Raw genomic sequence first — 26,186 nt, forward strand, 5'->3', positions numbered from 1 at the left:
ACGGTGGACGAGGACGGCGGCGAGTTCAAGGGCTGGTGCTGCTGGGCACCGTGCTGGTCCTGCTCCTCTTCGGCGGCGCGGGACCGGCGTCGGCCCATGCCGCCCTCCGCTCCGCCGACCCCGAGGACGGAACCGTCCTCAAGTCCGCCCCGGGGTACATCACCCTGACCTTCACCGAGTCCGTCGGTCTGCTCGACGACTCCTTCCGCGTGCTGAGCCCGAAGAACGAGCGGGTGCGCACGGGGGAGGCCGAGCATGTGCCGGGGAGCTCGGACACCGCCCGGGTCTCGCTGCCCGCCTCCGGGCTCGGCGAGGGCACCTTCACGGTGGCCTGGCGGGTCGTCTCGGCGGACAGCCATCCGGTGTCGGGGGCGTTCACCTTCTCCGTCGGGAAGCCCTCCGCGACGGCGGTGACCGTGGACCCGGGACCCGTGGAGAACCCGGCGACGAACGGCCTCTACAACATCGCCCGCTACCTGGCCTATCTCGCGGTGGCGCTGCTCATCGGCACGGCGGTCTTCCTGGCGTTCTGCCGCCCGGCGGATCCCAGCGTCCTGCCCAGGCTGCTGCGGGTCGGCTGGTGGACGCTGGTGGGGGCCACGGTCGCGCTGTTCGTGCTGCGGGCGCCCTACGAGGCCGGCACGGGCCCCGCGACGGCCTTCGACGCCGCGGCCTTCGAACGGACGGTGACGAGCCGGCCGGGGCTGGTGCTGCTGGCCCGGCTGGTGCTGCTCGCACCGACGGCCATCTTCCTCCTGCGGCTGTTCCGGCGCCGCCGGTCCTCCTACGCGATCGGCGCCGCCCTCGCCCTCGGCCTCGCCCTCACCTGGGCCGCCGGTGAGCACGCCTCCGCCGGCCTCCAGGTGCCGGTGGCGATGGCCTCCTCGGTCCTGCACGTCCTGGCGATGGCGGCCTGGCTGGGCGGTCTGACGGCACTGGTCGTCACGCTGTACCGGGCGGCGGTCGTCGAACCGGCCACGGTCGCCCGCTTCTCCCGCCTCGCCTTCGTCTCCGTGACCGTGCTGGTCCTCACCGGCGTCTACCAGTCCTGGCGCGGCCTGGGCTCCTGGTCCGCGCTCACCGACACGACGTACGGCCGGCTCCTGGTCGCCAAGCTGATCGCGGTGGTCGTGCTGCTGACGGCGGCCGGGTTCTCGCGGCTGTGGACGGTACGCCTGGCGACGGCCGGCGCCCGGACCGTCGTACGGGAACGGGTGCCGGAGCCGGTGGGCGGGCCGGCACTGCCGGACGGCCCGCCGGAGCCCCCGCCGGTGGTTCCGGACCGCCGGGGGCTTCGGCGGTCCGTCCTCGCCGAGGTCGCCGTGGGTGTGGTCGTGCTGGTGCTCACCACCGTCCTCACCGGGACCGTGCCGGGCCGGGCGGAGGAGGAGGCCGCCAAGAGCCCCGCGGCCGCCGGGCTGCCGGTCGCCTCCGTCAGCTACGTCCCGTTCGAGATCGGCGGCGCGCGGGGCCAGGTGCAGATCACCCTGGACTCCGGGCGGGTCGGCCGGAACACCGTGGAGGCGGTGGTCCTCGACGCCGAGGGCGGCTTCGCCATCGTCCCCGAGCTGCGCCTCTCCTTCTCCCTCCCGTCCCAGGACATCGGCCCGCTGGACGCCGAGCTGACCGACAAGGGCGGCTACTGGGGAACCGACGACCTCGACCTGCCGATCGCCGGCACCTGGGAGATGAAGGTGACGGTCCGGGTCTCCGATATCGACCAGGTCAGTGAGACGAAGCCGGTCGAGATCCACTAGAACCGAACACGTAGACGGCCCCACACCCCGACCGGGGTGTGGGGCCGTCTACGTGCGCGTGGCGCAAAATCATCGGCCTTCGTTCGACAGGTCGAAGGCGATTCGGACGATCAGGATCGATCTTGGACGTGTCGGTCACGTTTCGGGAAAGGTGACCGTCATCTCTTGACCAATGACAGGACATACAGCTGTCATTACGCCACCGTGTTCGGTCAAGTTGATTTCTGGTCGTTTACGACGGACCTCGACACACTCCCCTGCCTGGCCGAACCCCTGCCCTTCTGGAGCCGTTCATGCCCGACTTCTCCCTCCCCTCCGCGAGCCGCCGTTCCGTCCTGCGCGGCATAGGCGGCGCCGCCGTCCTCGGTGCCGGCATCCCCCTGCTGAGCGCCTGTGGCGGCAGCGGCACCTCGGCCGACCCGAAGACCGTCACCGTCGGGTCGAACGCGTCCGACGCGGTGCCGAAGAAGGCGTTCGCGGACATCTACGCCGCCTACAAGAAGCAGTCCGGGATCACGGTCGACGTGAACACCAAGGACCACAACACGTTCCAGGAGCAGATCAACTCGTATCTGCAGGGCACGCCGGACGACGTGTTCAACTGGTTCGCCGGGTACCGCATGCAGTTCTTCGCGGGCAAGGGACTGGCCACGCCGATCGACGACGTGTGGAAGACCATCGAGGGCAACTTCCCCGACGCGATGAAGGCGCTCAGCAAGGGCGCGGACGGCAAGTACTACTTCGTGCCGCTGTACACCTACCCGTGGGCGCTCTTCTACCGCAAGAGCGTCTTCCAGGAGAAGGGCTACGAGGTTCCCACCACGTGGGACCAGCTGGTCGCCCTGTGCAAGCAGATGAAGAAGGACGGCCTCGTGCCGATCGCCTTCGGTGACAAGGACGCCTGGCCCGCGCTCGGCACCTTCGACCAGATCAACTTCCGTACCAACGGCTACGACTTCCACGTCGAGCTGATGGCCGGAAAGGCCTCCTGGACCGACGCCAAGGTGCGCAAGGCCTTCGACCTGTGGGCCGAGCTGCTCCCCTACCACCAGGACGGCGCCGTCGGCCGCACCTGGCAGGACGCCGCGCAGACCCTGGTGTCGAAGAAGGCCGGCATGTACCTGCTGGGCACCTTCGTGGGCCAGCAGTTCACCAACGAGGCAGACCGCGAGGACCTCGACTTCTTCGCCTTCCCGGAGATCACCTCCGAGTTCGGCCAGGACACCGTCGAGGCGCCCACCGACGGCTTCATGCTCTCCACGGCCCCGAAGAACAAGGCCGCCGCGGTCAAGCTGCTGCAGTACCTGGGCACCCCGGCCGCCGAGCAGATCTACCTCAAGTCCGACCCGAACGTCGTCGCGGCCGCGTCCAACGCCGACACCTCCTCGTACAGCGCCCTGCAGAAGAAGGCGTACGAGATGATCTCCGGCGCCAAGCACCTGACGCAGTTCATGGACCGCGACAGCCGCCCGGACTTCACCTCCACGGTGATGCAGCCCGCGCTGCAGAAGTTCATCCGCGACCCCAAGGGGATCGACAGTCTGCTCTCGTCGATCGAGCGCCAGAAGAAGACCATCTTCGCGTCCTCGTGATCGGCAGCGACATGACCACCGACACCACCGAGTCCCCGAAGGCGGCAACCCCCGTGCCGCCTTCGGGCGCCGCCCCGCGCAAGGTGCCCACCGGGCACCGCCGGCTCCTGACCCGTCGCGACCGGCTCACCCTGGGCCTGATGGCGACCCTGCCGACGATCCTGCATGTCGCCCTGGTCTGGGTGACGGCCTTCGCGTCGATCGCGCTGGCCTTCACCACCTGGGACGGCATCGGCTTCGACTCGATCCACTGGGTCGGGTTCGACAACTTCCGTGAACTGTTCACCAACAACCCGCAGTTCTGGCCGGCCGTCGAGCACAACGCCATCTGGTTCGTCGTGCTCATCCTCATCCCGACGCCGCTCGGCCTGTTCCTGGCCGTCCAGCTGGACAAGAACATCCGCTTCAGCCGGGTCTACCAGACCGCGTTCTTCCTGCCCGTCGTGCTGTCGATGGCGGTCATCGGATTCGTCTGGCAGCTCGTCTACAACCCCGACACCGGCCTGATCAACAGCATCATCGGGGCCAACAAGCCCGGCCATTACATCGACTGGATCGGCGACCCGGACCTCAACCTGTGGTCCATCCTCATCGCCGCGTCCTGGCGGCACACCGGCTACATGATGATCCTGTACCTGGCGGGCCTGAAGGGCGTCGACCCCTCGCTGCGCGAGGCCTCGGCCCTGGACGGCGCGGGCGAGTGGCAGACGTTCAAGAACGTCATCTTCCCGACCCTGCGCCCCACCAACACCATCGTCCTGGTCGTCACCATCATCGAGGCGCTGCGCGCCTTCGACCTGGTCTTCGTCTTCAACAAGGGCGCCGAGGGCACCGAGCTGCTGTCGATCCTCGTGACCAACAACATCATCGGTGAGTCCAGCCGGATCGGATACGGCTCCGCGATCGCCGTCGTGCTGCTGCTGATCTCGCTCGTCGTGATCATCCCGTACCTGGTGAGCACCTTCCGGAAGGAGCGACGAGCATGAGCACGGCCCTGCCCCTGAACAAGCACGCGTTGAACAAGCACGCGTTGAAGAAGCGCGCACCCCTGCGCCCCGGCCGCGTCCTGCTGCACGTCTTCCTCGTGTCCATGTCGCTGGCCTGGCTGGCCCCGCTGCTCTGGGCGATCTACGCGGCCCTGCGGCCGTACGCCGAGACCAGCGAGAAGGGCTATGTGTCCTGGCCGGACAAGCTGACCTTCGACAACTTCACGAACGCGTTCACGCAGTCGGACATGACGCACTACTTCGGCAACACCATGCTGATCGCGGTGCCGGCCGTGCTGGTGACCCTGTTCCTGTCGTCGATGGTCGCGTTCTACGTCAGCCGCTTCGACTTCCGCGTCAACCTCTTCCTGCTGCTGCTCTTCACGGCCGGCAACCTGCTCCCGCAGCAGGTCATCATCACCCCGCTGTACCGCCTCTACCTGCTCGTCGACCTGCCCGGCATCACCATGTCCGGCAAGCTGTACGACTCCGCGCTCGGCCTGGTCCTCATCCATGTGGCGTTCCAGTCCGGCTTCTGCGCCTTCGTGCTGGCCAACTACATGAAGATGCTCCCGCACGAGCTGACCGAGGCCGCGCTCGTCGACGGCGCCTCGGTGTGGCGGCTGTACTGGCAGATCGTGCTGCCGCTGTGCAAGCCGGCGATGGCGGCCCTGGGCACGTTGCTGTCCATCTGGATCTACAACGACTTCTTCTGGGCTCTCGTGCTGATCTCCACCGGTGAGAACATGCCGATCACCTCGGCCCTGAACAACCTCTCCGGCCAGTACTTCACCGACCCCAACCTCATCGCCGCCGGCGCCCTGCTGACCGCCGTCCCGACGCTGATCGTGTACTTCGTGCTCCAGCGGCAGTTCGTCAGCGGTCTGACGCTGGGCGCCAACAAGGGCTGACGCCCTTCCTGTTCGAAAGAGAACCACCGTGCCCCACCCCTTCACCCCCGTCGCCACCGTCCCCGTGGACCGGGCCGGCGCCCGCGTCCACGAGGAGGGCTGGCAGTCCTGGAGCCCCAGCGGCGCCTACGCCCTCGACGAGCGGCCGTACCGCCCGACCAACGACAACTGGGCGACCGTCTGCTACCGCCCGGGCGTCACCGTCCCCGAGGGAGCCTTCCAGGGCGAGGGACTGCTGGCCCTCGACCCCGGCGACGGCTCCCCGGTCCGCCTGTGGGCGGCGCCGGAGCCCACCAAAGAGGTCCCGTCGATCCGCCTGACCGTCGACGGCGACACGGCGGAGGTCACCGCGGACGGACCGGTGAAGGAGTGGACGGGGGCCACCGTCCAGGCGGTGCTGGGTGATTGGGCCGCCTCTCTCGGCGTCCCGTCGCCCCGCCCGGCGCCCACCGTCTGGTGCTCCTGGTACGAGTACTTCACTCAGGTCACCGAGGACGACATCCACGAGAACCTGCGCGCGATGGACACCCTCGAACTGCCCATCGACGTCGTCCAGATCGACGACGGCTACCAGAAGGCACTCGGCGACTGGCTCACCCTCTCCGGCCGCTTCCGCTCCCGCCAGGACATCGCGGACGCGATCCGGGCGCGGGGCAGGAGGGCCGGCATCTGGACGGCGCCCTTCCTCGTCGACCCGGCGAGCGACCTTGCCGCCGAGCACCCCGACTGGCTGGTCAAGAACCTCGACGGCGGCTTCCTGCACGCCGGCCGCAACTGGGGCCACGACCTGAGCGTCCTGGACACGACCCACCCGGAGGCGGCCGCGTACCTGACGGACGTCTTCCGGACGCTGCGCGCCGAGGGCTACGACTACTTCAAGGTCGACTTCCTGTACGCGGGCGCCCTGGAGGGCGTGCGTCACTCCGACGCGGACCCCCTCACGGCGTACCGCCAGGGCATCGAGCTGATCCGCGAGGCGATCGGCGAGGATGCCTACCTCCTGGGCTGCGGGGCACCGCTCCTGGCCTCCATCGGCCTCTTCGACGCCATGCGCGTCAGCCCCGACACGGCCCCGCACCGCCGCCCCGAGGCCGACGACTACAGCCAACCCGGCCAGGACCCGGCGGAGTTCACGGGCGTCGGCCGCCAGTGGCAGCACGGCCGGTTCTGGGTCAACGACCCCGACTGTCTGATGGCACGCCCGGCCGTGGAGACCCGCGAACGCTGGGCGGCCCATGTGGAGGCGACCGGCGGCCTGATGGCGTCGAGCGACCGGCTGCTGTCCCTGGACCAGTGGGGTGTGGAGACGACTCGCCGACTCCTGAGCGGAGATGCCCGATGATCCCGCAGGGCATCGCCTACGGCGGCGACTACAACCCCGAGCAGTGGCCCGAGGAGGTCTGGGCCGAGGACATGCGCCTCATGGCCGAGGCCGGGGTGACCATGGTCAGCGTCGGGATCTTCTCCTGGGCGCTGCTGGAGCCCAAGGAGGGCGCGTACGACTTCACCCTCCTGGACCGCGTCCTCGACATGCTCTACACCCACGGCATCGCGGCGGACCTGGCGACCCCGACGGCGGCACCGCCGGCGTGGTTCTTCGTCAGGCACCCCGAGGCACTCCCCGTGGACAAGGACGGCAGGGCACTGTCGTACGGCAGCCGCCAGACGTTCTGCCCGTCGAGCCCGGCCTATCGGGAGGCGGCGCTGCGGATGGCCCGTGCGCTCGGGGAGCGGTACGCCGGCCACCCGGCGGTCGTGATGTGGCACGTCCACAACGAGTACGGCTGTCACAACCCGGAGTGCTTCTGCGAGGAGAGCGCGGCGGCGTTCCGTGGCTGGCTGCGGGAGAAGTACAGCAGCCTGGAGGCGCTCAACGACGCCTGGGGCACCCGCTTCTGGAGCCAGTGGTACTACGACTGGGACGAGATCATCCCGCCCCGCGCCACGGGCGCCGTCCCCAACCCCACCCACCAGCTGGACTGGCGCCGCTTCTGCAGCGACGCGCTGCTGTCGCTGTGCGAGGCGGAGCGCGAGGTCCTGCGGGAGGCGGCGCCGGAGATCCCCGCGACCACCAACTTCATGGTGATGCACAACTTCGACGCCCTGGACTACTGGCGCTGGGCCCAGAAGCTGGACGTGATCTCCAACGACCACTACCTCCAGTCCACCGACCCCGAGTCGCACATCGACCTCGCGCTCAGCGGCGACCTGGTCCGCTCGCTGGCAGGCGGGCCCTGGCTGCTGATGGAGCACTCGACGGGCGCGGTGAACTGGCAGCCGGTCAACCGGGCGAAGAATCCCGGGGAGTTGCGCCGCAACGCGCTGGCCCATGTGGCCCGGGGCGCCGACGGCATCGCCTACTTCCAGTGGCGGGCGGCGAAGGCGGGCGCCGAGCAGTGGCACTCGGCGATGCTGCCGCACGCGGGGACGGACAGCCGGATCTGGCGTGACGTGGTCCGACTGGGCGCGGATCTGAAGGCGTTGGGGGAGGTGCGCGGCTCGACCGTCCCGGCGCAGGTGGCCATCGTCTGGGACTGGAACGCCCGCTGGGCCCTGGAACTGCCCTCGCAGCCGAGCGCGGAGCTCCGCTTCCAGGAGCTGGTCCGTGCCTGGTACGAGCCGTTGTGGCGGTCGGGCATCGCGGTGGACTTCGTCCACCCGGAGGCGGACCTGTCGTCGTACCGCCTGGTCCTGGCGCCCAGCCTGTACCTGGTCGATGACGAGGGCGCGGCGAATCTGACGGGCTTCGCGGAGCGCGGCGGCACGCTGGCCGTGGGCTTCCACAGCGGAGCGGTCGACACCAACTGCCATGTGCGGCTGGGCGGTTACCCGGGCGCGTTCCGCGAGGCGCTCGGGGTGCGCACGGACGAGCTGTTCCCGCTGCTGCCGGGTGAGTCGGTGGAGCTGAGCGACGGCGGTACGGCACGGCTGTGGTCGGAACGGGTCCGTCTGGCGGGCGCGGAGGCGATCACGACGTACACGACCGGCCCGCTGGCGGACGTACCCGCGGTGACCCGCAACTCCTTCGGCACGGGCACCACGTGGTACCTGGCCACACAGCCGGACCCGGCGACGCTCGCCGCTCTCCTGGACCGCATCCGCACGGAAGCGGGCGTGATGCCGGTCCTCAGCGCTCCGGAGGGTGTGGAGGCGGTGCTGCGGCGAGGTGCGGACGCGGACTACCTCTTCCTGATCAACCACACCGGGGCGAGCGCGGAGATCTCCGTGTCCGGCGAGGCCACCGAACTGCTCACCGGGAAGCCGGCGCCGGGCGTGGTCACCGTCGCGGCGGGCGAGGTCGCGGTGGTGAGGGAGCCGCGCGGGTAGCGATGACTTTCTTGGCCTCGGCCACGGCCACGCCAACGCGTTGGTGGCGCACACCCTGGCCGAGGGCAAGTAGCCCCTTTACCACGCCCGGCTGTGGATCCGGCGATCTGGAACCACTTGGTCCGTTAATTCCCGGAGAACTCTTCTACAACCTTCCGTCACATACGTCTGTCTGCCTTACGCAGAGATGTTCGACAGGTTCATGGAAGAGGAGCTCAGAACGTGACCGTGCGTTCCTTTGCCCGGCGGATGCGCCCGCGAGTCGAGCGGAAGGCCGCCGAGAGCGTGTGGCAGCTGCGTACCATGCGGCGCCGCCGTCGGGCCGCGGTCACGGATCCGGTCCTCCGACCGGTGGCGGTGCGTGGCCAGCAGCTCTACGGCCGGGTCGTGACGCGGTTCAGCGCCGCCGAGGCGGCCGCCGCCAACCTCGGCCTGGTCGTCGCCGCGCTGGAGCAGGAAGGGATCCCGTACTTCCTGGTGCCGGCCGCCCGCACCCGGCACACCGTCGGCGTGAACGTCGTCGACCGGGAGCGTCTGCTCACCGCCCTGGAGGCGCAGAACGAGGGCAAGGCGGTCTTCATCGGCCGCCCGATGCCCGGCGGAAAGCTCAAGCACCCCGCGCTGTTCATGGACGGCGCGCTGCCTGCCGGGCTGCGGACCGCCCCCATCCTGAGGGTCGGGGAGAACCACCTCGGCCCCTCGGGCCAGCTGCTCGCCGGTCCCGAGCTCGCCTGCGACATCGAGTTCTGGGAGGACGGCGCCGAGCTCCTCGCCTCCGCCGACGGCCCCCGGCGCCTGGCCAAGGTGCAGCCGCAGGCGTCCGAGGACATCTTCGCCGACTCCCTCGTCGCACCCCGGAACAACGGCATCACCGACGTCCTCCCGGCCTCCGAGCAGCGGCCCGCCACCGTCCGGGTCGGCGACCGCGAGCTGCCGAGCTTCGTCCCGCTCACCCTGCCGACCGTCGACGACGTGACCTTCCCCGTCGACGTCGTCTACACCTGGGTCGACGGCGAGGAGCCCGAGATGCGGGCCAAGCGGGCCCGCCACCAGGACCGCGGCACCGCCGAGATCCTGGACAAGGAGACCAACGCCTCCCGCTACACCAGCCATGACGAGCTGAAGTACTCGCTGCGCTCGCTCGCGATGTACGCCGACTTCGTCCGGCACATCTACATCGTGACCGACGGCCAGAAGCCGCACTGGCTCGACGACACGGCCCCCGGGATCACGGTCGTCGACCACCGCGACATCTTCCCCGAGGACGTCCTGCCGGTCTTCAACTCGCACGCGATCGAGACCCGGCTGCACCACATCCCGGGCCTGTCGGACCACTACCTCTACTTCAACGACGACGTGTTCGTCGGCCGCCGGGTCACCCCGGAGCACTTCTTCCACGGCAGCGGCCTGATGAAGATCCCGGTGTCCCCGCTCAAGATCGGCGTCGGCAAGCCGCACGCCGAGGAGACGGCCACCAACTCCGCCAGCAAGAACGTCCGCCGGCTCCTGCTGGAGAGGTTCGGGCGGATGACGACGAACAACTTCATGCACACCCCGCTGCCCCAGCAGCGCCGCACCCACCAGGTGCTCGAGGAGCTCTTCCCGGAGGACATCCGCCGCACCACGGCCTCCCGCTTCCGCTCCCCGCAGGACATCGCGGTGACGGCCCCGCTGCTCTACCAGTACGCCCTGATGACCGGCCACGGCCTGCCGGGCAAGTACAGCTTCCGGTACGTCAACATCAGCCGCCCGGACGCCGACCGACGCCTGGCCGACCTGCGCCGCAACCGCCGCTTCGACTTCTTCTGCCTCAACGACGTCGACGTACCGCCCGAGGAACGGGAGCAGGTGAGCGTCCGGATGAGCGAGTTCCTGGAGGACTACTTCCCCTTCTCCAGCCCGTACGAGAAGCAGAGCTGACAGGGCCGGGGGGTAGGACATGGGGGGCATGGACATCCGTGACCGCTTCGGAATGCCGGGGGGCATCCGAACGGTCCGGGACTTTCTCGTACGCCTGAGGCTCTGGCTCGCGGCCCGGCTCTGGGCGCTGCGCACGGCCCGGACCCGCCGGCGCCTGCGGGCCGCCGTCCCCGGGCTGCGCCGGGTCACCATCGGAGCGACGCGGCTGTACGGCCGTACCGTCGCCGGATACACCGCCGCGGACGCCGTCGAGGCCGACCTCGAACGGGTCTGCACGCTGCTCGACGGGCTCGGCATCCCGTACTTCCTGATCCCCGCCGACCACGGACAGGGGGTGCCGCGCCAGGTCATCGGTGTGGCGGAGACGTACCGCGACACGATCCTCGCGCGGGCCGCCCAGCGCTTTGCCTCCGGTGTGGGGTACGTCGGGGCCGTAGGACCCGACGGCAGCGTGACCGCCGCGGCGCTGTGGGCCGACGGGAAGCTGCCGCGGGCGCTCCGGCGGGCCGGGGTGCTCCGCACCGGCGTGGTGCGCCTGGGCCCCGAGGGCCAGGTCCTCACCGGTCTCGAAACGGGCTGTGACCTCGAGTTCTGGCGGCACGGCCGCGACCTCGGCACGGACCCCTCCTGGCTCACCGTGCCCGGCAGCCGGATGCCGGAGGTCTTCGGCCCGGCACTGGTCGCCCCGCGCCACAACCCGGTGTCGGAGGTGCTCCCGGTGACGGCGCAGCGCCCCGCCGTGGTCGCGGGCCGCCATCGCGGCGTGCCCACGTTCGCCCCGTTCGCCGAGCCCGGCATCGACGAGGTGCGCTTCCCCGTCGACGCCGTCTACACCTGGGTCGACGGCGACGACCCGGCGATGGCGGCCAAGCGCCGCGCCCACCAGGCGCTCTCCCACAACACCATCGCCCCGCGCGAGACCGGCGCCTCCCGCTACACCAGCCACGACGAGCTGAGGTACGCCCTGCGCTCACTGGAGATGTACGCCGGTTTCGTCCGGCACGTCTATCTGGTGACCGACTCCCAGATTCCCGACTGGCTGGACCCGCGGGCGGAAGGCCTGACCGTGATCGACCACCGGGACATCCTCCCGGCGGACGCGCTCCCCGTCTTCAACTCCCACGCGATAGAGAGCCGGCTGCACCACATCCCGGGCCTGTCGGAGCACTACCTCTACTTCAACGACGACGTCTTCATCAACCGCCCGGTAGGGGCCGAGCACTTCTTCCACGGCAACGGCATCGCCCGCATCCCCCTCTCCCCGCTGAAACTGGGCATAGGCGCCCCGCACCCCCTGGAACCGGCCCCGAACTCCGCGGGCAAGAACGCCCGCGAGGTCATCAGCCGCTTCCACGGCAGACACATCACCCACAAGTCCCTGCACACCCCCCACCCCCAACTGCTGTCGGTGATGCGGGAGATGGAGAGGCTGGGCATCGAGGAGCTGGACCGCACCTCGTACTCCCGCTTCCGCTCGACGTCCGACGTGGCTCCGGCATCGACCCTCCACCACCACTGGGCGATGGCGACCGCCCGCGCCGTCCCGGCCGACTACCGCTTCCGCTACGTCCAGCTGGGCACCCCGGACATGCGCCGCCGCCTGTCCCGCCTGGCGGCCGGCGAGGACGTCGACTTCTTCTGCCTCAACGACGTGGACACGCCCCCCGAGGCCAGATCGGCGGCCCAGGCGGCCATCAGCATCTTCCTGCAACGCAAGTACCCCTTCCCGAGCCGCTACGAAGCAACGCCCCGACCCCCCGGCCACCCCGCCCTCCACAGAACGGCCCAGCCCGCCGGCGAGGCCCTCTGACCCGGCCAACGACGAAGGGCCCCACCTCGCGGTGGGGCCCTTCGACATCGTGCCCGGTGAGGCACTGGCGGAGGATACGAGATGCGAACTCGTGAGGGGTTGCCCCCAACACGCTTTCCACATGCTCGTCTGCCTGCCGCGTCCACGCACCTGCCGGCCCGGCCCCGAGACGAGCCCCAGCGCTCGCCCCCACGGCATCTCACCACGCGGGCGCCACGCTGATCCGGCCGTGTGACGGTCCTCGCCCGGCACACGGCCTGTGCGGGTCAGACGCCCACCGGCCCCCGACCCATCCGGCGCCCTGCGGTAACGGCAGCTCCGGCCAGCGCGGCGGCGACGGCCGTCCTGCGGACCGCGGTGCGCCGCCGCCCGTGCCAGCCGCCGTGCACCGCGCCCTCTCCGGGAGCGGGCACGTGCAGCGCTCCGTGCGTGTCCGGGGCCTCTTCGTCGTGGTCGAGGTGGCTCTTGTCCGTCTGCCGCGCCATCAGCCGTTCCGCGCGTCCCGGTGCCTTGCGTGCCTGGCGCACCAGTGCGCGGCCCGCGGGGCCGACCACCACTTCACGTCGGGGGTGGCGGGTGAGGTCCACGACGGCCTTGGCGACCCCGCTCGGGACTGTAGACGGGCGGCATGGCGACCACCTTGTGCCCGGTGTAGTTGGCCGCCTGCTCGAAGTGGGGGGTGTCGATGGTCGCGGGCATCACGGTGCACACGTGCACGCCCTTCATCCCCTCCACCCGTAGCCTGCTGCCGCAGGCTCGAACCGAGCCCTTGGACGGCGTGCTTGGACCTCGATCCGGCCGAACTCCGCCACCGCCCGCCGGGCAAGGTCCTCGACCGCTGCGGCGTCCGTCGTGTCCGTCGGTACGACCAGCGTCCGCGCCCCGCGATGCTTCTCGCACTCCCGGGCCGCCGCCTCCAGCGCCTCCTCGCGGCGCGAGGCCAGCACCACGGCACAGCCCTTGCGGGCGAACGTCTCGGCCGTGGCCCGTCCGATCCCGCTGGACGCGCCGGTCACCACCACCACCTGGTTCCTCAGTCCCATTCCGTACCTCCTCGGCTCGGCCCTGCCGACCCGACCTGTCGTCCGGATCCGTCGGCGGACGGGTACCCGAAACCGCCGAGTCACCTCTGCCGCCACGCGGACACGAGCCGGTCGACGACCTGCCGGTACCGAGAAGACTGACGACACCACCGTCGCGAAGTCCTTACGCCCCCTCGGGTGCGTGGCCGTTCCGGAGCATGCGCAGCACGGCCCGTTCGGCGGGTCCCTGGGTCGCGGGAACGCCGTACGCGCCCTCGTCGCCGAGATGGGGCAGCGCGGCTGCGACCGTCACGCCCTCCTCGTACAACTCGATCACCCGCGGGTTGATGTAGGAGGCCCGGCAGACGGCCGGTGTGTTGCCGAGATAGCCGGACACCTCGCGCACCGCCCGGACGATGGCACGGCGCCGGGCGGTCTCGCTGCGTGCGACGGGCTGGGAGACGGCCAGCGCGACGGCGGCCAGGACGGTGGCGTGCCAGGTGCGGAAGTCCTTGGCGGTGATGTCGAGACCGGTCAGTTCCTTGAGGTACGCGTTGACGTCATGACCGCTCACGTCGTGCCAGGCTCGCCGCTCCCAGTAGGCGTTCCCCGCCGCCCCGGCGCCGCAGCAACGCGGTGAGGCTGCGGCAGGCCGCGGGGTCCGCGACGGTCTGGACGATCTCCTTGCCGTGCTTGCCGGTGTAGGCGAACAGGATCGCGCCGGCCTGGCAACGGGAGTGCTCCCGCAGCAGCGTGGTGAGGCCGTAGCTGTTGTTCAGTTCGGTGTAGCGGTCGCTGCCGATGCGGAAGAAGCCGAGGTCGAGCAGGCGCACGGCGGTGGCGAGGACCCTCTGCCGGGTCAGTCCGCGGTCGTGCAGATGCCCCTCGACGGCCTCCCGTACCGCGGGCAGGGACTCGGCCACATCCAGCACGTGCTCGTGCTTGGCCTGCTCCTGCTCGGCACGGAACTGAGGGTGGTACAGGTACTGGCGGCGTCCGGAGGCGTCGGTGCCGACGGCCTGGAGATGCCCGTTGGACCGGGTGCAGATCCACACGTCCCGCCAGGCCGGCGGTATGACCAGCTCCCGGATCCGGGCCAGCTCGCCGGGATCGCGCAGCGGCTCACCGCGGGCGTCGACGTAACGGAAGCCGCGTCCGTGGCGCAGGCGGCGGTACCCGGGGTCGGTGGGACGGCTGTGGTGAAGACGCACTCCAACCTCCTTGGGCGCACCTGCCGCGAGGAAGGTCCCGGCTCGTACGGTGCAGGGCCTGCCGTCCGGTGCTCAGCCGGCGCACGCATCTCTTTTCTCCTACCCCGTATCCCGGCTTCCGAGGGAAGCCGGCCCCGAAACCCGCCGACGGATGGGGCCGTGGGCCCGGGTACTCGGGGAGCCTTGCGCACCGCGCTCCGACGAATGTGAGGAGATGCACCGATGAGCGAACAGACGCCTTCCGCGGAAGAGCCGGACCGGTACGCGAGCCAGGCACGGCAGCGGGTCCTGCCGGGCACGGCGAGTGCTGCCGAGGGCTACCCGTCACAGAGCGGAACGGCCCAGGGCGGAACGGCCCAGGGCGGAACGGGACAGGGCGACCCCCTTGCCGGTGTCGAGAAGTCCGCGCGGGCCGCACAGGGTGGCGAAGGGCCCGGGCCGGTCACGCGGGAGCATGTGCGGGAGTTGCTCGAAGCCCGTGACGACGGGCGGACCCTCGTCGTTCTGGAGGGCCGGGCCCAAGTCGTGCCCGCCGACGATCTCGGTCACATTCGCGTAGGAGCCGCTGTCCGGCAGGTTCCGCGCCGCCTCCAGCACGGGATCGGGCGCGTGGTGCGCCGCCAGGACGTCCAGTACGGTCCGCCGGTCGGCCGGGAAGGCCGTGCGGTCCAGGTGACGTGCCAACTCCCGCCGCAGGGCGTCCACTTCCGTCTCGGCCCGAGCGCGGTCACGCTCCTCGCCGGGCGGCGGTACCGGTCCGCTCGCGTCGACGCGCAGGTCGTCGTCGGCGGGCGGCTCGGGATCGTTGCCCTCCTCCGCGTGAGTGGGCCGGTCGGACCGCAGGAGGCCCTCCAGCTCGTGCTTCATCGCGTCGTCCTTGCGCGGGCTGACCGGGTTGCTGCCTCCCTCCATTTCGAACACCTCCGTTTTGTCCGAGGGGCCGTCGCTACCGTCACCGTCCGTCTGCTGTCGTCATCCCGCGGTGGGCTCGTACGTCCAGCGCAGCAAGGCGCCAAGACCGCCGACCGGGATGTCGGCGTCTTCCCCCGACGTCTCGGAACCGTCCGAACCATCCGAGGTCTCCAGGGGATCCGTGGCAGGGATGACCAGGACGTCGGCGGCCGTGACGGCGGCCGAACGCAGCAGCGCGTCGTCCGCGCGTACGGAGACGGGATCGCTCTCGCCCAGGGTCTGCGCGTCGGTCTGGCGCACCGCGACCTGGTCGGGCTGCGCGCCCACCCACGTCTCGCGGCCCAGGTCGGACCCGCCGGGCCGGACCAGCAGCGTCTCGATGCGGTGCTCGCGTGCCGCCTCCACAACGGCCGGCACGCCCTCGACCGCGTCCGTCGGCCGGTCGGTGCTCACGCGTCCGGCGCGGAAGCGGTCCAGCGCCTCCTCGACGCGACGGCGGGTGTGCTGGTGCCGGGCGTGCTCGATGGCCTCTTCCAGGGCGGGAGAGGACGAGCCGGCGGCGCGGCCTCCGTGCTCGGTCTCCACCGTCACCGCGCGGACGGCGTCGGGGAGCCTCTCGTGCACCGCGGGCCGTTCCCGGGGATCGCCGACCAGCACCACCAGCTCGGCGCCGCATTCCTCGTACGCCGCGCTCAGCGCTTCGGCGATCTCGCCTGCGTTGTGCTCCCAGGTGTTCTCCACCTTGAGCTGGAAGTGTCGCTCGGACCAGTCCGCCGAGGCCGTGCGGTGCATCGGGTGCTGCCGGCCTTCCACCCGCCCGGCGTCCCGCGGCCCGGCCGCCCCGCGCAGTTCGAAGTCCGCGCCGGTCCGGTCGATGTACGCCACGAGGCAGACGGGGTCCTGGCCGCACAGTTCCAGCAGCGGCGTCAGCCGGGGCAGTGGAGTCCAGGACGCGAGGTGTCGCTGCGGCGACCGTGCGAGACGGTGGCCGAGCACCACTTCGCCACCGGTGGCGAAGACCACCCGGCCCGCCGGGTCCTCGGACGGGCTCATGCCGATCAGGACGTCGTGGACCGCCCCCGCGGTCTCCGCGTCGGCCCCCTGCTCCTCCAGCGTCCGGCAGACGTCCCGTACGGACAGCTCGCGTCGCTTGGCGCCCGACTCGTCGTTCTCGCCGGGGTCGAAGTAGACGGTGGCCCACGGGCCGGACCGGTCGAAGAGTGGTTCCAGGAATGACAGCTGCACGTTTCCTCCTCGTTCGTCCCAGCCGGTTCTCGGGCCGAGTGCCCGAACGGCGCCGAGGAACACCGGGGGGCTCCACGCATGCAGACTCCGGGTCTGGTCACTCAAGCGGACACGCGAGTGAACCGAAGAGCGAGGAGCGTCCCATGAGCGGACAGACCTGGCGCCGGGCCTTGGTGACCGGCGGTGCCGGATTTCGTGGGATCCCATCCGTGCGGTCGGCTACTCGACGCCGGATGTGACGTCGTGCGCCTCGACAACCTGGCCACCGGTTCCCGGGGCAACGTGGCCGAACTCCAGCAGCCCGGCCGCTTCGAAATCCGGGGAGGCCCGTCCCTCCTCCTCGGCCCGGAGCAGCTCTTTGGCCAGGGCATCCGTGCAGCGGGTCCGGTCGGGGGTTCCGAACGGTGCTGTACGCCGGTGAACGCAACCAGAACTGCAACCACGGAAGTGGAGCAGCGTGGGTGTGTCCGGACGCTGCCCTTCGCGCCTCCTCCTCACTCCCCGTTCTGCGACCAGGCCCCGGTGAGAGCCGCGACCGGGTCGGCGTCGGCCGGTGCCGCGGGCCACCATTCGCCGTCGTCGTCCTGGAGGTAGGGGTACCAGCGGGTGTCGGGGCCCAGGCGCAGCTGGATGCCGTCGGCGGTCAGGGTGAGGCGATTGCGCCAGGCTCTGAGAGGTACGGGGGAGTCGGTCATCTCGGCAAGGGCCGTGGTCAGGGCGGTGCGGGCGGTCGTCATCGCCACCGGGTCGGGCGTGTGGGGCTGTTCGGTGACGGTGATGCCGACGGGGCCGCCGTGGCGCCAGGAGCGGGTGAGGCGCGCGAAGGCAGTGGGGTCGGTGCCGGTGTTCTGGATCAGGTGGTGGAACCACTCGGGTCCGGGGTTGCTTGCGGCGATGCGGACGGCGTCCTGGTGCTGGGTCAGGTGCAGGTGGGCGGTGTCGCCCGCGAGGAGCCGGGCGGCGCGCGCGGTGACGTCGGCCATGAGGCGTTCCAGGTCCGCGGCGGCCAGGCCGGTGCCGGGTGGCGGGGCGACGGGCAGTGCTGTGGTGTGGGCGGCGGGTTCCGGGAGTTCGGGCAGGGCGGGGGGCTCTTCGGCCCAACCGGCGTATGCGGTGGCGGCCGGGATGCCGGCCGGCGCCGGTGGGGCGGCGGTTTCCTGTGCTGCCGTACGGAGTGCGTGCAGTTGGGCGAAGACCTCCTCGCGGCCACGGCCGCGCAGTGCGAAGAGCACGAAGGGGTCATCGTCGATGGTGGCGGCGATGGCGTAGCAGAGCGCGGCGGCGTGCTTGCAGGGGTAGCCCCAGTCGGGGCAGGAGCACTCCGGGTCGAGTTCGGCGGGCTGCGGGAGGAAGGGGACGCCGGCTCGGCGGGCGTCGTCGACGAGTTCGGCCGGCATCTCGCCGTCCAGAAGCGCGGCGAGATGCCCGGCGCGGGCTGCGATGGTGTCGAGGAGGGTGTCCCATTGGGTGTCGGTGAGGACGGGCAGGTGGACCGAGGAGCGGTACGGGCGGGGACGGCTGCCCTGGACAGCCGCTTTGACCTGGCCGGGTGCGATGGTGACCGGGCCGACCATGCCCTTGCGGGCGTAGGTGCGTCCGCGGGACAGACGCCCCGAATCCAGGGAGGAGTCCTCCAGGGCGGTCAACCATGCCTGGCCCCACCAGGTGGCGGCGAAGGCGCGCTTGCCGCGGGTGGGCGCTCGGCGCGGGCCGGGGACCGAGGAAGTCATGACTGCCTCCCCAGGGTGACGAGTTCGGCGAGGTCGGAGTCGGACAGTTCGGTCAGGGCGGCCTCGCCGGAGCCGACGACGGCGTCGGCGAGCGCGCGCTTGGACGTGAGCAACTGCGCCACCCTGTCCTCCACGGTTCCCTCCGCGATGAGCTTGTGGACCTGTACGGGTCTGTCCTGGCCGATGCGGTAGGCGCGGTCGGTGGCCTGGTCCTCGACCGCTGGGTTCCACCAGCGGTCGTAGTGCACGACGTGGGTGGCGCGGGTGAGGTTGAGTCCGGTGCCCGCTGCCTTCAACGACAGTAGGAACACCGGCACTTCACCACGCTGGAAGCGTTCCACCATGTCCTCGCGCCGGGCGACGGGGGTGCCGCCGTGCAGGAAGAGGGAGGGGACGCCGCGTTCGGTGAGGTGCCGCTCCAGGAGGGTCGCCATCTGCTTGTACTGGGTGAAGACCAGCACGGATTCGCCCTCGGCAGTAATGGTGTCGAGAAGTTCGTCGAGCAGGTCGAGCTTGCCGGAGCGGCCGCCGAGTGGCGTGGACCGGCGCAGGCTGTGCTCCTTCAAATACTGGGCCGGGTGATTGCAGATCTGCTTCAGCGCGGTGAGTAGTTTGAGCACCAGGCCGCGCCGCGCGATGCCCTCGGATTCCGCGATCCTCACCATGGTCTCGCGGACCACCGCCTCGTACAGGCCGGCCTGTTCGGCGGTCAGCGACACGACGCGATCGGTCTCGGTCTTGGCCGGCAGCTCGGGTGCGATGCCCGGGTCGGACTTCTTGCGGCGCAGCAGGAAGGGTCGTACGAGACGGGACAGGCGCTCGGCGGCCTCGGGGTCCTCTCCCGCCTCGATCGCGCGGGCGTGCCGGTCGCGGAAGGCGGTGAGAGAACCGAGGAGTCCCGGGGTGGTCCAGTCGAGGAGTGCCCACAGTTCGGAGAGGTTGTTCTCCACGGGGGTGCCGGTGAGGGCGACGCGGGCGCGGGCGGGCAGGGCGCGCAGTTCGCGGGCGGTGACGGCGTAGGGGTTCTTGACGTGCTGGGCCTCGTCGGCGGCCACGAGCGACCAGCCGGTCTCGGCGAGGGCTTTCCGGTCGCGGCGCAGCACCCCGTAGGTGACCAGGACGATCTCGTCGTCGGCCAGGTCGTCGAGGTGACGGTCGCCGCCGTGGTAGCGGCGTACGGGGACGGTCGGCGCGAATCTGGCGGCCTCGCGCTGCCAGTTGCCGAGCAGGGAGGCGGGGCAGACCACGAGAGTGGGGCCCGCGGTGGCGGGGTCGGTCTGGCGGTGCAGATGCAGGGCGAGCAGGGTGATGGTCTTGCCCAGGCCCATGTCGTCGGCGAGGCAGCCGCCGAGGCCGAGTTCGCACATCTCGGCCAGCCAGGCGAGGCCCCGCTTCTGGTAGTCGCGAAGGGTGGCCTTGAGAGCGGCGGGCTGCGCGGTGGGGGTGCGGACTTCAGGATCGCGGATACGGGCCACGAGATCGCCGAGCGCACCGACCGCCTCGCAGACGAACATCTCTCCGTCCTGTTCCACCTCGCCGGTCAGCGCGGCGCTCAGCGCCTCCATGGGGGTGAGCGGTTCCATCCGGCGACGCTGTGCGCGGGCCACCAGCTTCGGGTCGGCGACAACCCACTGGTCGCGCAGCCGGACCAGAGGGCGGCGCGTCTCGGCGAGAGCGTCCAGCTCGGCCTCGGTGAGCGGCTCGCCGCCGAGCGCGATCTGCCAGCGGAAGTCGAGCAGGGCATCGGCATCCAACATGCCGCCCGCGCTGGATCCCGGGGCGGTACGCTGTCCGATCTCCGCGGTCGCGGTGAGCGCCTTGACCAGCTCGCGCGGCCAGTGCACGTCGATGCCGGCCGCGCGCAGCGCGTCGGTGGCGTCCCCCAGCAGGTCGAAGGCTTCGTCGTCGGTCAGCCGGAGCTGATCGGGAGCGGCGTCCTTCAGCAGCCGCTGAAGCGGGGGCCAGGCGCGGGCGCCGCGGCGCAGTGCGAGCAGGGTCTCGTTCTCGGTACGGGGGCCGAGCAGCCGCTCCACCTCGGTCGGCTCGCTCCACAGCCGTGCGGCCTCGACGACGAGCGCCGGATCTGCCGCGGTGTGCAGTTGCAGGACGGCCCGGAACTGCCGGCGCCGCCCTTCGGGCACGTCGACACGGAGCGAGACTCCGACCTCGGCGGTGAACGCGGCGGCCGTCTCCTCGGCCCACTCACGCAGGGCGGGCACGGCACGCGCCTCGCGCCAGGCGTACGGCAGCGCTCCCATGGCGAGCGGGGCGGCCGGAGTACGGACCAGGTCGTCGGCGACCGCGTCACAGAACTGGCGCACCATCGCGGCCGGTTCGGCGATCCGCACCGGGGCCGGGCCGGGCTCGGGCAGACAGTGGGCGTGGGGCGGGAAGGCGGCAGCCAGGGCTTCGAGCGTCTGACGCTGAGCGGCGGTGAAAGGGCCCGCCTGCCAGGTGTCGTAGCCCGCCGGCGTAAGGGCCGGGTAGAGGCGGCCGTCGGCGAGCAGCCGCAGCGCGAAGCGGGCGGCGGCCTGCCAGGCGGCGCCGGAGGGATGGCTCGGCGTCGCCTTCGCCAGGGCGGAAACAGCCACGGCCACAGGAAGCGCGTACCCCTCCACTCTGCGCCGCCGCACCGAGCGGCCGTGCGGCAGCACCAGCTCCACCGCATCGGTCTCGACTCCTGCGGCTACGGGTACCACGCCGTTCGCGGCAGCCGCTCCGGCGGGCTTCCACAGCACCAGCCGTCCCAGGCGGGCGGGCTCACCGGGCACGAAGACCGCCGCCCAGCCACCGTCGAGCAACTCCCTCGCGAAGCCCGTCGCTTCGGGCACGGCCAGCGGCGGCGCGCTCTGCGCGCCCGTACTCGGCTTTCGTACGACAACCCGTGCCACTCTCGACCGCCTCGCTGCTGTCCGAGGGCCTTCTCCATGGCCCGCCCACCACTGCACTCCACCAAGCGCCGTCACCCATCGGCAAGTTCGGGCCTGCCCTTCACCATCGGAAACGAGCCTGAGGGTGTCGGAAACGAGCCTGAGGGTGAGGGCCTCTGCCCCGGCGAAGCGGCGCCACGGTGAGGTCATGAGCACCTCGCCGGCTTCTTCACGATGATCGAGGAGAACTCGCCGTACCGTTCACCACGACTGTTCTCGGCGTCGAGGCGAACGGGTCGGTGTCGATCTGGCCGACGACGGACGCGTGGTCGCCCGCTGCTCGGGGATCTGTGCTGCAGAGCCGGGATTCCGGACCTGCTGCCGGAGCCGGCTCCAGAGGGCTCGCAATGGATCGAGGCGTACCGTTACCGGGTCCACTGAACCGGGGCGTCGCGTAGTCGCCCGGCACCAGCCCGGGGCACGAGTCGACAGCCGCCCCGGCCGACGCCGACCGGACCGAGCGCGGGGAACAGCGGGCACGCAGTGCGCATATCGCAGGATGCTTGCCATCATGGCTGACACCACTCGCATCACGGTAACCCTCCCCACCGAGCAGGTGGCGGAGCTGAGGAAGGTCACGGACAACGTCTCCGGCTACGTGGCCGAAGCGGTCGCCCGACAGATCCGGCACCAGCTCCTCGGGGCCGACCTACGTGGCCACGCAGACGAACATGGCGCGTTCAGTGAAGAGGAGCTGGCCGAGGCACGGGCACGGATCTTCGGTACGACACGGGCGACGGGCGGCGCGAGCGCCGCGTGAGCGGGCACATCGAGACCGTTGTCCTCGACAGCGAGGGGCTGTCGGCCTGGATCGCCCAGGACCGGAAGATTCTGGCGATGTTCCAGCTGTTCCACGACATGGGTGCAGACCTCGTCGTCAGTGCCAACACCATCGTGGAGGTGAGCCACTCCAGGGTGAATCTGCCCCGGCTGCAATGGGCGCTGTCCCGGGTCAAGGTGGAGCCGGTCACGGAGGCGGCGGCCGAGGCGGCGGCACAGCTGCTGAAGGACACCGGTCTGCACGGGCACAAGTACGCGATCGACGCGACGGTTGCGGAAGCGGCCCTGCGGCAGCCCGGCCCGGCCGCCATCCTCACGTCGGATGTCGATGCCATGACCCGGTTGTGCGGCAGCAAGGTCCGGATGATCGGGCTCTGACCGCTGCGAGTCCTAGAGGCGAAGGTGCCCGAGCCGGGCATTCGGGGGTGGGCGAGGAAACCGAGCGCGCCCAGCCGGAAGTCGGGGGTTACCACGACGGCGTCGCCGCGGCCGCGAGCGTACATGCGGGCAGGGCATAGCCGCTGCCGGCTCCGCTTGACCAGGCTCCGCCGTCCAGCCACACCAGCACGGGCGCGGGCCGTGCGAAGGGCGGGTACGGGGCGTGGTCACGTTCAGGTCCAAGCAGTCCTTGGGGCTTCCCGTCACGGCTGTGCAGACGTCACCAGTCGAGATCCTTGTACTCGTCCGCGGGCACGCCGATGTCCGAGAAGATGTCCCATGCCTGCTGCCTCATAGGGCTGGCGGCAGCGTCCTTGTTCCTGCGGAGGGCGCGGGCGAGTGCCACGAGGGTGCGGGCTTCGCCGAGTCGGTGGCCGGTCTCGCGGTGTATGGCCAATGCCTCCCGGCCGAGGGTGACGGCTGTGACGTACGCCGACTCGGCCTCCGCTGTGCCGCACAGGACGGTCAGGGCCTGCCCTTCCACCACTCGGAAGCTGTACTCACGTGCCAGGCGGAGTGCCTGCTCGGCATGGCGGCGGGCCTCGTCGTGGTGGCCCTGCTGCTGGTGCGTGAGGGACAGCCCCAGGACGCTGTCCGCCTCGGCTCGTCTGAATCTCGCCTTCCGGGCCAGGGCGAGGGCTTGTGTGTCAGCCTCGAGGGATCGGTCGAAGTGGGCCAGATGCCGGTGGGCAGCCGCGACCGTGGTGAGGATGCCGGACTGAATCCAGGGTCGTCCCGTGTCCTTGACCATGGCAAAGGCACGCTCGGCCTGCTCGAATCCCTCGTCGTGGCGGCCGAGCTCGATATTGATCCTCGCGACGGCGCCGACCATCCTGGCGCGGGCGTTGCGGTATCCGCGCCTCCCGTCGGGAGTCACCCAGGAGCCGAGGACGTCAAGGCCGTCGGCGAGACGGCCGAGTTCCCAGTACACCCAACCCAGAGTGTGCAGAGCCGGGCTGTCGTCCCACCAACTGAGCTCCGCACTGCGGCTGATGGCCAGTTCGAGGTGAGCGGCAGCCTCGGGCAGCCGGCCCAGATCTCGGCAGACCATACCGAGGCCGAGCACCCCGAACGCTTCGACGTGGCGATTCCCGACTTCACGGGTGATCCGCAGGCCGGCGGCGAGATGCTCGTGGGCACTGTCGAGGCGCGCCATGCTCCATTCCACGATGCCTCCACCGCCCAGAGCCGCTGCCTCGCCCACCGCCCAACCGAGCTCCCGGCTGATGTCCAGTGCACATGTGCAATGATCCGTCGCCTGCCTGGCGTGCCCCCAGTCCCACCGGATCACTCCAAGGCTGATGTGCATGGCTGCCTGGCCGTACAGATCGCCCTCGGCCGTGGCCGCGTCCAGTGCCGCCTGCGCGGTGGCCAGCCAGGTCGCCCGAGGCAGATGGAGCCAGAAGTGGCCGAAGAGTGCGGAGGCCAGATGCCAGGCGACCGGGCGCGGACCGTGCCGGGCGGCATGGTTGATAGCGGCGAGAAGATTGGCCCGCTCGGCCTCCAGCCACTGGGTGGCCTCGGCAGCGGACGGCATGCCCTGCTGGTCGTAGGCCCGGAGCTCGGGCGGCAGTTCCGGAAAGAGCCAGGTCCCCGAGGCGGCGCGAGCGGCGTGCAGGTACCAGATCAGGAGCCGTTCCAGCGCGGCGTCACGGTCTGCCGCCGTGTCCTCAACCTGCGCACGCTCCTGCGCGTACTCGCGAAGGAGATCGTGGAACCGGTAACGGCCCGCCGCCGCCGGTTCGATCAGATGCGCCGCGGCCAACGCACCGAGCAGCCGACGGGCCTGGGGCAGCGGTGCGGCCAGGAAGGCTGCGGCGACCTCTGCGGTGAACTCCGCTCCGGGGAACAGGCCGAGTAGGCGGAACAGTCGGCGCGCGGCGGGTGCCAGGACTCGGTACGACACGGAGAAGGCCGTACGTAAAGGGGAGTTGGCGTCACCGTCCGGCTCCAGTGCCTCCAGCCTGTTGCCCTCGGTCATCTCGGCGACCAGGTCGGCCGTCCGCAGGGCCGGATCACCCGCCAGCCGGGCGGCGGCCACGCGCAGCGCCAGCGGAAGGCCGCCGCACAGCCGGATCAGCTCGTCGACCGCGCGCTCGTCGGCGGCGACTCGATCCGTGCCGAGGGTCTGGCTCAGCAGCGTGCGGGCCTCGTCCGGTTGGAGGAGGTCCAGGGGCAGGGCGTGGGCGCCGGCGTGGGCGATGAGGTCGCCGAGGCGGTTGCGGCTGGTGACGACGACGCAGCAGGTTGGGCTGCCCGGGAGCAGCGGACGCACCTGCTCGGCCGAGGCTGCGTTGTCGAGCAGGACGAGCATGCGCCGGCCTGTCAGCAGGGTCCGGAAGACGCGGCCTTGGGCCTCGTGGTGCGGGGGGATCTCCGACGCCGCGAGCCCCAGGCCGCGCAGCAGCAGCTCAAGGGCCTCGCCGGGTTCGAGGGGCTTCCGGTCGTGGTCGAAGCCGTGCAGGTTGATGTAGAGCTGGCCGTCCGGGAAACGGTCGCGCACCTGGTGTGCCCAGTGCACGGCCAGCGCGGTCTTGCCGATGCCGGCGGCGCCGCCGATGGCGGAGATGACCACGGTGTTTGCCGTCCCTGGGCCGGACTCGGGCGGCAGTAACGTGTGCAATCTGGCGAGTTCGTCGGTGCGGCCCGCGAATCCCGCGGCGTCGTGGGGGAGTTCGGCGGGCGCGGGCACGGCGCCGTCACGCGGCTTGGAGGGCGTTTGCGCGGGAGGATCCGCCGGACGCAGCAGGTGGGCGTCGTCCTGCCGGAGCACCGCTTCGTACACCCGGCGCAGCTCCTCACCGGGATCGACTCCCAGCTCGTCACGCAGTCGTACGCGCATGTCCTCATACGCGTTGAGTGCTTCCGCCTGACGTTCGCCGCCGTACAGGGCCCGCATGCGCAAGGCCGTCAGAGGCTCGTCGTAGCGGTCAGCCGCCGAAGACGCCGACAGGCCGCCGAGGTCGTCGAGGGCGTCGCCGAACCGGCGCAGCAGAACAAGGCACTTGAGCCGCTCCAGCCGGAGCGTTCGCCGACGCTCCCCCAACCGCTGCCGCTCCTCCTGCGCGAACGGTCCCGGCAGGTTGGCCAGGGGTTCTCCTCGGAACAGTCCGATAGCCGCGGACAGTTGGTCCGCCGCGGTGGCCAGACCGCCGGACGCGATGGTGCGCATCGCCGCGTCGCCCCGCTCGTCCAGATCCGCCGTATCGAGCCGGACCCCCTCGACGATGAAGCGATACCAGCCCTTGCCGCTGCGGATCACCGACTCCGTATGCCGGGTGCCTTCGGCGTCGAGTGCCCTGCGCAGCGGGTTGACGTGACTGGCCAGCACCTTGTGGCCGGATGCGGGGGGCTCCGACTCCCACACCGAGTCGAGCAGTTGCTCGTGGCTTACCACACGCCCCTGACGGAGCAGCAACGCGGCCAGCACCGCCTGCCGCTTAACAGGCCCCAGATCCAGGGGTGTTCCGCCCCGCCAGGCGCGTAACGGCCCGAGCACCTCGATCCGAAGCCGATGAGGAGTTCCCCCGTCCACCGCGAAGCCTCCGCTCCCGTGCATCATCGGAATTTCATCGCCATTGCAGCACCCCCGGCCATGGTGACGGACACGACATC

Annotated in this window: 17 protein-coding genes and 2 pseudogenes; 11 read left to right on the forward strand and 8 right to left on the reverse strand. The window is 70.8% G+C overall.

Going from position 1 to position 26,186, the window contains the following annotated elements; all coding sequences use genetic code 11:
* Positions 1 to 35 precede the first annotated feature (35 nt).
* The 8 genes from TN53_RS24020 to TN53_RS24055 all read left to right on the forward strand — a co-directional run bounded on the left by TN53_RS24020 (position 36) and on the right by TN53_RS24055 (position 12,303).
* Positions 36 to 1,757, forward strand: a complete 1,722-nt coding sequence (locus TN53_RS24020) for a copper resistance CopC/CopD family protein (RefSeq protein ID WP_046260689.1) — start codon at positions 36 to 38, stop codon at positions 1,755 to 1,757.
* Positions 1,758 to 2,050: 293 nt separating this feature from the next.
* Positions 2,051 to 3,349 (forward strand): ABC transporter substrate-binding protein, encoded by a 1,299-nt coding sequence (locus tag TN53_RS24025; protein WP_046260690.1) that lies wholly within the window; start codon positions 2,051 to 2,053, stop codon positions 3,347 to 3,349.
* An 11-nt stretch (positions 3,350 to 3,360) separates the two neighbouring features.
* Positions 3,361 to 4,335, forward strand: a complete 975-nt coding sequence (locus TN53_RS24030) for a carbohydrate ABC transporter permease (RefSeq protein ID WP_046260723.1) — start codon at positions 3,361 to 3,363, stop codon at positions 4,333 to 4,335.
* Entirely contained in the window at positions 4,332 to 5,246 is a 915-nt protein-coding gene (locus TN53_RS24035; RefSeq protein ID WP_046260691.1) for a carbohydrate ABC transporter permease, read from the forward strand. Before TN53_RS24030 ends, TN53_RS24035 begins: the two co-directional genes overlap by 4 nt.
* A 28-nt stretch (positions 5,247 to 5,274) precedes the next feature.
* A complete protein-coding gene (locus TN53_RS24040) occupies positions 5,275 to 6,588 on the forward strand; it encodes a glycoside hydrolase family 36 protein (RefSeq protein ID WP_046260692.1) in 1,314 nt (437 codons plus the stop codon).
* The gene (locus tag TN53_RS24045) at positions 6,585 to 8,573 is read left to right on the forward strand and encodes a beta-galactosidase (protein ID WP_046260693.1); all 1,989 of its coding nucleotides are present in this window, start codon (positions 6,585 to 6,587) and stop codon (positions 8,571 to 8,573) included. The genes TN53_RS24040 and TN53_RS24045 overlap by 4 nt, the downstream gene beginning before the upstream one ends.
* A 222-nt stretch (positions 8,574 to 8,795) precedes the next feature.
* Positions 8,796 to 10,493 (forward strand): stealth family protein, encoded by a 1,698-nt coding sequence (locus TN53_RS24050; RefSeq protein WP_046260694.1) that lies wholly within the window; start codon positions 8,796 to 8,798, stop codon positions 10,491 to 10,493.
* A gap of 28 nt (positions 10,494 to 10,521) precedes the next feature.
* On the forward strand, positions 10,522 to 12,303 hold the full coding sequence (locus TN53_RS24055; protein ID WP_046260695.1) for a stealth family protein: 1,782 nt from the start codon (positions 10,522 to 10,524) through the stop codon (positions 12,301 to 12,303).
* Between the two features lie 266 nt (positions 12,304 to 12,569).
* On the opposite strand, the gene TN53_RS48450 is transcribed toward TN53_RS24055, so the two are convergent.
* The 5 genes and pseudogenes from TN53_RS48450 to TN53_RS24075 form a co-directional block, all read right to left on the reverse strand.
* Complete coding sequence (locus TN53_RS48450; RefSeq protein WP_234441688.1) at positions 12,570 to 12,890, reverse strand: hypothetical protein; 321 nt, start codon at positions 12,888 to 12,890, stop codon at positions 12,570 to 12,572.
* A gap of 135 nt (positions 12,891 to 13,025) precedes the next feature.
* On the reverse strand, positions 13,026 to 13,346 hold the full coding sequence (locus TN53_RS48455) for an SDR family NAD(P)-dependent oxidoreductase (RefSeq protein WP_234441689.1): 321 nt from the start codon (positions 13,344 to 13,346) through the stop codon (positions 13,026 to 13,028).
* A gap of 163 nt (positions 13,347 to 13,509) precedes the next feature.
* Positions 13,510 to 14,536 (reverse strand): annotated as a pseudogene (locus tag TN53_RS24065) (DNA topoisomerase IB).
* A 324-nt stretch (positions 14,537 to 14,860) separates the two neighbouring features.
* A complete protein-coding gene (locus tag TN53_RS45495) occupies positions 14,861 to 15,448 on the reverse strand; it encodes a DUF2795 domain-containing protein (protein ID WP_095046701.1) in 588 nt (195 codons plus the stop codon).
* A 60-nt stretch (positions 15,449 to 15,508) separates the two neighbouring features.
* Positions 15,509 to 16,693, reverse strand: a complete 1,185-nt coding sequence (locus tag TN53_RS24075) for a Vms1/Ankzf1 family peptidyl-tRNA hydrolase (RefSeq protein WP_046260696.1) — start codon at positions 16,691 to 16,693, stop codon at positions 15,509 to 15,511.
* A 143-nt stretch (positions 16,694 to 16,836) separates the two neighbouring features.
* Here TN53_RS24075 and TN53_RS48460 point away from each other — a divergent pair.
* Positions 16,837 to 16,993, forward strand: a pseudogene (locus TN53_RS48460) (NAD-dependent epimerase/dehydratase family protein); the annotation flags it as partial.
* 194 nt (positions 16,994 to 17,187) lie between these two features.
* Here the strand turns inward: TN53_RS48460 and TN53_RS24080 are convergent.
* Positions 17,188 to 18,423: an SWIM zinc finger family protein gene (locus TN53_RS24080; protein WP_046260697.1), complete on the reverse strand. Its 1,236-nt coding sequence runs from the start codon at positions 18,421 to 18,423 to the stop codon at positions 17,188 to 17,190.
* Positions 18,420 to 21,314, reverse strand: coding sequence for a DEAD/DEAH box helicase (locus TN53_RS24085; RefSeq protein WP_095046702.1), 2,895 nt, complete (start codon positions 21,312 to 21,314; stop codon positions 18,420 to 18,422). The genes TN53_RS24080 and TN53_RS24085 overlap by 4 nt, the downstream gene beginning before the upstream one ends.
* A 550-nt stretch (positions 21,315 to 21,864) precedes the next feature.
* Between TN53_RS24085 and TN53_RS24090 the strand changes: the two genes are divergently transcribed.
* Both TN53_RS24090 and TN53_RS24095 read left to right on the forward strand, forming a co-directional pair.
* A complete protein-coding gene (locus TN53_RS24090; protein ID WP_046260725.1) occupies positions 21,865 to 22,113 on the forward strand; it encodes a hypothetical protein in 249 nt (82 codons plus the stop codon).
* The gene (locus TN53_RS24095) at positions 22,110 to 22,511 is read left to right on the forward strand and encodes a PIN domain-containing protein (RefSeq protein ID WP_046260699.1); all 402 of its coding nucleotides are present in this window, start codon (positions 22,110 to 22,112) and stop codon (positions 22,509 to 22,511) included. Before TN53_RS24090 ends, TN53_RS24095 begins: the two co-directional genes overlap by 4 nt.
* A gap of 280 nt (positions 22,512 to 22,791) precedes the next feature.
* Here TN53_RS24095 and TN53_RS24100 read toward each other — a convergent pair whose 3' ends face one another.
* Positions 22,792 to 26,133, reverse strand: a complete 3,342-nt coding sequence (locus TN53_RS24100) for an AfsR/SARP family transcriptional regulator (protein ID WP_324609623.1) — start codon at positions 26,131 to 26,133, stop codon at positions 22,792 to 22,794.
* Between the last annotated feature and the right edge of the window lie 53 nt (positions 26,134 to 26,186).

The organism is Streptomyces sp. WM6386 (assembly GCF_000972385.1).
In the GTDB taxonomy this organism is placed as follows: domain Bacteria; phylum Actinomycetota; class Actinomycetes; order Streptomycetales; family Streptomycetaceae; genus Streptomyces.

Bases quoted from the DNA above. Each gene is read 5' to 3' on its own strand.
- TN53_RS24025 (WP_046260690.1), top strand. From the start codon at position 2,051: ATGCCCGACTTCTCCCTCCCCTCCGCGAGCCGCCGTTCCGTCCTGCGC.
- TN53_RS24030 (WP_046260723.1), top strand. From the start codon at position 3,361: ATGACCACCGACACCACCGAGTCCCCGAAGGCGGCAACCCCCGTGCCG.
- TN53_RS24035 (WP_046260691.1), top strand. From the start codon at position 4,332: ATGAGCACGGCCCTGCCCCTGAACAAGCACGCGTTGAACAAGCACGCG.
- TN53_RS24045 (WP_046260693.1), top strand. From the start codon at position 6,585: ATGATCCCGCAGGGCATCGCCTACGGCGGCGACTACAACCCCGAGCAG.
- TN53_RS24055 (WP_046260695.1), top strand. From the start codon at position 10,522: ATGGACATCCGTGACCGCTTCGGAATGCCGGGGGGCATCCGAACGGTC.
- TN53_RS48455 (WP_234441689.1), bottom strand. From the start codon at position 13,346: ATGGGACTGAGGAACCAGGTGGTGGTGGTGACCGGCGCGTCCAGCGGG.
- TN53_RS45495 (WP_095046701.1), bottom strand. From the start codon at position 15,448: ATGGAGGGAGGCAGCAACCCGGTCAGCCCGCGCAAGGACGACGCGATG.
- TN53_RS24080 (WP_046260697.1), bottom strand. From the start codon at position 18,423: ATGACTTCCTCGGTCCCCGGCCCGCGCCGAGCGCCCACCCGCGGCAAG.
- TN53_RS24090 (WP_046260725.1), top strand. From the start codon at position 21,865: ATGGCTGACACCACTCGCATCACGGTAACCCTCCCCACCGAGCAGGTG.
- TN53_RS24100 (WP_324609623.1), bottom strand. From the start codon at position 26,133: ATGATGCACGGGAGCGGAGGCTTCGCGGTGGACGGGGGAACTCCTCAT.